Source organism: Sphingomonas hankookensis (assembly GCF_022664465.1).
Classification (GTDB): domain Bacteria; phylum Pseudomonadota; class Alphaproteobacteria; order Sphingomonadales; family Sphingomonadaceae; genus Sphingomonas; species Sphingomonas hankookensis.
Map to the genome: position 1 here is coordinate 1 of NZ_JAKREV010000024.1, position 3,619 is coordinate 3,619.

6 protein-coding genes are annotated in these 3,619 nt (G+C 68.0%); 2 read left to right on the plus strand and 4 right to left on the minus strand.

The features are described from left to right. Nucleotides 1–507 (plus strand): helix-turn-helix domain-containing protein (locus MF610_RS18865; protein WP_242201884.1); only part of this gene is annotated, 507 nt, incomplete at its 5' end. 82 nt (nt 508–589) lie between these two features. Next, nucleotides 590–1,126 (plus strand): hypothetical protein, encoded by a 537-nt coding sequence (locus tag MF610_RS18870; protein WP_242201886.1) that lies wholly within the window; start codon nt 590–592, stop codon nt 1,124–1,126. Here the strand turns inward: MF610_RS18870 and MF610_RS18875 are convergent. The 4 genes from MF610_RS18875 to MF610_RS18890 all read right to left on the minus strand — a co-directional run. Further along, the gene (locus MF610_RS18875; protein ID WP_242201888.1) at nt 1,123–1,833 is read right to left on the minus strand and encodes a Crp/Fnr family transcriptional regulator; all 711 of its coding nucleotides are present in this window, start codon (nt 1,831–1,833) and stop codon (nt 1,123–1,125) included. The genes MF610_RS18870 and MF610_RS18875 overlap by 4 nt on opposite strands. A 69-nt stretch (nt 1,834–1,902) precedes the next feature. Continuing rightward, nucleotides 1,903–2,007, minus strand: coding sequence for a cytochrome bd-I oxidase subunit CydX (gene cydX, locus MF610_RS18880; RefSeq protein ID WP_242201890.1), 105 nt, complete (start codon nt 2,005–2,007; stop codon nt 1,903–1,905). Between the two features lie 14 nt (nt 2,008–2,021). Next, the gene (gene cydB / locus MF610_RS18885; RefSeq protein ID WP_242201892.1) at nt 2,022–3,161 is read right to left on the minus strand and encodes a cytochrome d ubiquinol oxidase subunit II; all 1,140 of its coding nucleotides are present in this window, start codon (nt 3,159–3,161) and stop codon (nt 2,022–2,024) included. Nucleotides 3,162–3,174: 13 nt separating this feature from the next. Further along, nucleotides 3,175–3,619: cytochrome ubiquinol oxidase subunit I (locus MF610_RS18890; RefSeq protein ID WP_242201894.1), on the minus strand; the 445-nt coding region annotated here is incomplete at its 5' end.

Genomic DNA, 3,619 nt, shown 5'->3' on the forward strand with positions numbered 1-3,619 from the left:
CCATCGGCCCGCGGCCATGGCCATGCGCTGGGGCTGATCCGGCTGGCGGTCGACCAGATCGAGCATCGGCTGTTTCGCGACCGGTTTGTCGATTGCCGCGTGCTGCGGATGCATGACGATGCCGCGATGCTCGGCACCGCGCGCGAGGGGATATTGGTGTTCCGCGACGACCGGCTGGTCGCCGCCAACAGGCGCGGGCTTTCGCTGGTCGGGCGCAGCTGGGAGGCGCTGGACGATACCGCGCTCGGCGAACTGATCGACGTACAGGGGCAGGCGGCGCGAGGCCGAATGCGACTGGCCAACGGGGCGACCCTGATCGGCGGCTGGGATACCGAGGGGCGGGGCGGCGGCGTCGCATTGTCGCTGGCCGCCCGCCCGCTGGCCGACGAGCGGACCGAGGCGATCGATGCGGCGCTGGCGGCGCATGACGGCAACGTTTCGGCGGCGGCGCGGCAACTGGGCGTCCATCGCAGCACCATTCACCGGCACCTCGCCCGCCAGCACTGAACGCGGCGGCGCGGCGCTTTGACCATCGTCAATGCGGGGGCACCGCTGTTCGTTACAGGGCGGGCTAAGGAGAAGACCCGCCATGGATCGCAACCCGCTTCAAGGCAGCGTCGTGCCGTTCGCACGGCGTTGGCACATCATCCAGGAAATCGACCTGATCCGCCTGGTGCAGGAGCATCGTCGTCGACTGGCGCTATGCGGGCAGGCGGAGGCGATGGCGGACGCCTTGCCCGATCGCCCCGATGGTCCGACCATGACGCTGTTCCTGCAGGCGCTCGAAACGCTGGTGACGCGGGGCGAGCTGGCCGACGGCGCCTATCTGGAGGCGATGTTGTGCAACGGGCGGGTCGATCCGCTCACCGACACGCTTCTCGACCATGTCCGCCACCGGCACCGGACCGATGCGGCGGCGGCGCGCGAACTGGTCGCCGCCTTTGCCGAGGCGGATGCCTTCGCCGCGCCCGAGACGCTCGGCCATATGCTGCGCAGTTTCTTCACCGGATGCCGCCGTGCGGTCGATTTCGAGCAACTGGCCATCATCGCGCTGGCCGGGCACCGGCTGACCCCGGAGGCGCGCGGCCTGCTGGTCGATGCGCTGGCGGAAAGTCTGGCGGCTTAGGCGGCTTCGGCGCGTGCGGCCAGCGCCTCGCGGTCGCTGATCGTGATGGCGCGGCCGCCGGGCAGGCCGATCACGCCGCTCTGTTTCATCCGAGTCAGCTGGCGGCTGACCGTCTCGATCGTCATGCCCAGCACATCGGCGATCTGCCCGCGCGTCAGCGGCAGGTCGAACGTCACCGGGCCGTCGCGACTGGCCCGGCATCCGCTGTCCCCGGCGCGCGCCGCCATGTCGAGCAGGAAGCCCGCGAGCTTTTCGCCCGCCGATTTGCGCGCCAGCACCAGCATCCGTCCGCGCGCCTCGTTCAGCGACTCGAAGGTCCGCTGAAGCAACAGGCGCTCCATGCGCTGGTGATCCTCCAGCACGCGTTCGAACGCGGCGCGGGGAAAGACACACAGCTCGGCCTCGGTCAGCGCGGTCAGGGTGAAGTCGACATCGCCTGCATAGGGCTGTCCGAAGAAGTCGGCCGGATAGAGCAGGCCGACCGTCTGCTCGCGGCCGTCAGCGGTGGCGGCGACCAGCTTCAGCACGCCGGTCAGCAGGTTGCCGCAGATCACCGCCTCGTCGCCCGCCCAGGCGATGGTCTGGCTCCGCGCGACCTGGCGACGCTGGCCGATGCTGTTGAGCGCGAGCAGCTCCCGGTCGTCCAGGCTGCCGCACAAGGCGCGGTCGCGCACCGCGCAATCGGCACAGATGTCGTTCGGGATCATGGCCCTGCCCTATAGCGCAGCCATGATCCCCTGTCGTCGGACGGATTGTCCTATCTGTCAGTGGCGCGGTTACACGTCATCTTCCCGCGGCAGATGAAACTCATGCCAGATACCGTTGAGGATGCCGAAGCCGACCGCGAGGCCGAGGCCCAGGACCCAGGAAAAATACCACATGGGCCGTTCCTTTCTCAGTAGAAGTCGGGATTGGTGCGCACCGCCTCGGCCGTCACGCGGCCGAACATCACCCGGTATGCCCAAGCGGTGTAGGCGAGCACGATCGGCAGGAAGACGAGCGTGACGAACAACATGATGCCCAGCGTCTTCTGCGTGGACGAGGCGTTCCAAACCGTCAGGCTGCTATGGGCGTCGATGCTGGATGGCAGGATGAACGGGAACATCGCGCAACCGACGGTGGCGATGATCCCGGTCGCGGCCAGCGACGATCCGGCAAAGGCCAGCACCTCGCGACCGCTTCGGATACCCACCAGCGCCAGCGTGGCCCCGGCAAAGCCCAGCACGGGCAGCGCCGTCATCCACGGATAGGTCGCATAATTGTCGAGCCATGCGCCGCCCGCCCGTTCCGCCGTCGTGCGCAGGGGGTTGGACGGGCCGAGCGGATCGACCGTGCCGACGATCCGGTAGCCGATATTATCCCATGCGACGAACGCGAAGCCGACCGCGAACAACAGGATGGAGGCGATGGCCGCCACCGTGCCGAACGCCCGCGCCCGGTCATGGACGGGACCATGCTCGACCTTGATCGACAGCCACGCCGCGCCGTGCAGCACCAACATCGCCACCGACAACAGCCCGCAGACCAGCGTGAAGGGCGTGAACAGGCTGAGCAGCGTCCCGTCGTAGAAGGCGCGCAGGTCGCTATCGAGGCGGAAGGGCGCGCCGAGCAGCACATGGCCGACCGCGACGCCGAAGACGAGCGCGGGGACGAGGCCGCCGACGAACAGCGCCCAGTCCCAGCGGCTACGCCAAGCGGGGTCAGGTTTTTTGGAGCGATATTTGAACCCCACCGGCCGCAGGATCAGCGCGGCCAGCACCAGGAACATCGCAAGGTAGAAGCCCGAAAAGCTGACCGCATAGACGAACGGCCAAGCCGCGAAGATCGCACCGCCGCCCAGAATAAACCAGACCTGGTTTCCTTCCCAGGTCGGCCCGATGGAATTGATGACCATCCGCCGCTCGGCATCGCTGCGCGCGACGAAGGGCAGGAGGGCGGCGACGCCCAGGTCGAACCCGTCGGTCAGTGCGAAGCCGATCAGCAGCACACCCAGCAGCGCCCACCAGATCAGGCGCAACATCTCATAGTCGAACATGTCTCGGCTTCCTTCAGGCGGTGACGGGAATGGTGGCGGGGATCGGGCCGGGCGCGGGCTGGTCGTCCCGCTCCTCTGGGCCATGCGCGATGGCGGCGAGGATCAGCCGAACCTCGATCACCGCCAGCACCCCATAGAGCGCGGTAAAGCCCGCCAGCGTGGTCCACAGCGCAGCCCGTGACAGCGAACTGGTCGCAAGGAAGGTCGGCAGCACGCCCTCAATCGCCCAGGGCTGGCGGCCCAGCTCGGCGACCACCCAGCCCAGCTCGATCGCGATCCAGGGCAATGGGATCGCCGCCACCGCAAGGCGCAGGAACCAGCGCGAATCCATGTGCATCCGCAGCGAACACAAGGTAAAGGCGGTGGCGAACAGCGCAATCATCGCAAAGCCGATCGCCGCCATGATGCGGAAGCTCCAGAAGAGCAGGCCGACATTGGGCACCGTGTCCCAGGCCGCC

Excerpts from the sequence above, each read along its gene's own strand:
- MF610_RS18875 (WP_242201888.1), bottom strand. The coding sequence starts at position 1,833 with ATGATCCCGAACGACATCTGTGCCGATTGCGCGGTGCGCGACCGCGCC.
- MF610_RS18870 (WP_242201886.1), top strand. The coding sequence starts at position 590 with ATGGATCGCAACCCGCTTCAAGGCAGCGTCGTGCCGTTCGCACGGCGT.
- cydB (WP_242201892.1), bottom strand. The coding sequence starts at position 3,161 with ATGTTCGACTATGAGATGTTGCGCCTGATCTGGTGGGCGCTGCTGGGT.
- cydX (WP_242201890.1), bottom strand. The coding sequence starts at position 2,007 with ATGTGGTATTTTTCCTGGGTCCTGGGCCTCGGCCTCGCGGTCGGCTTC.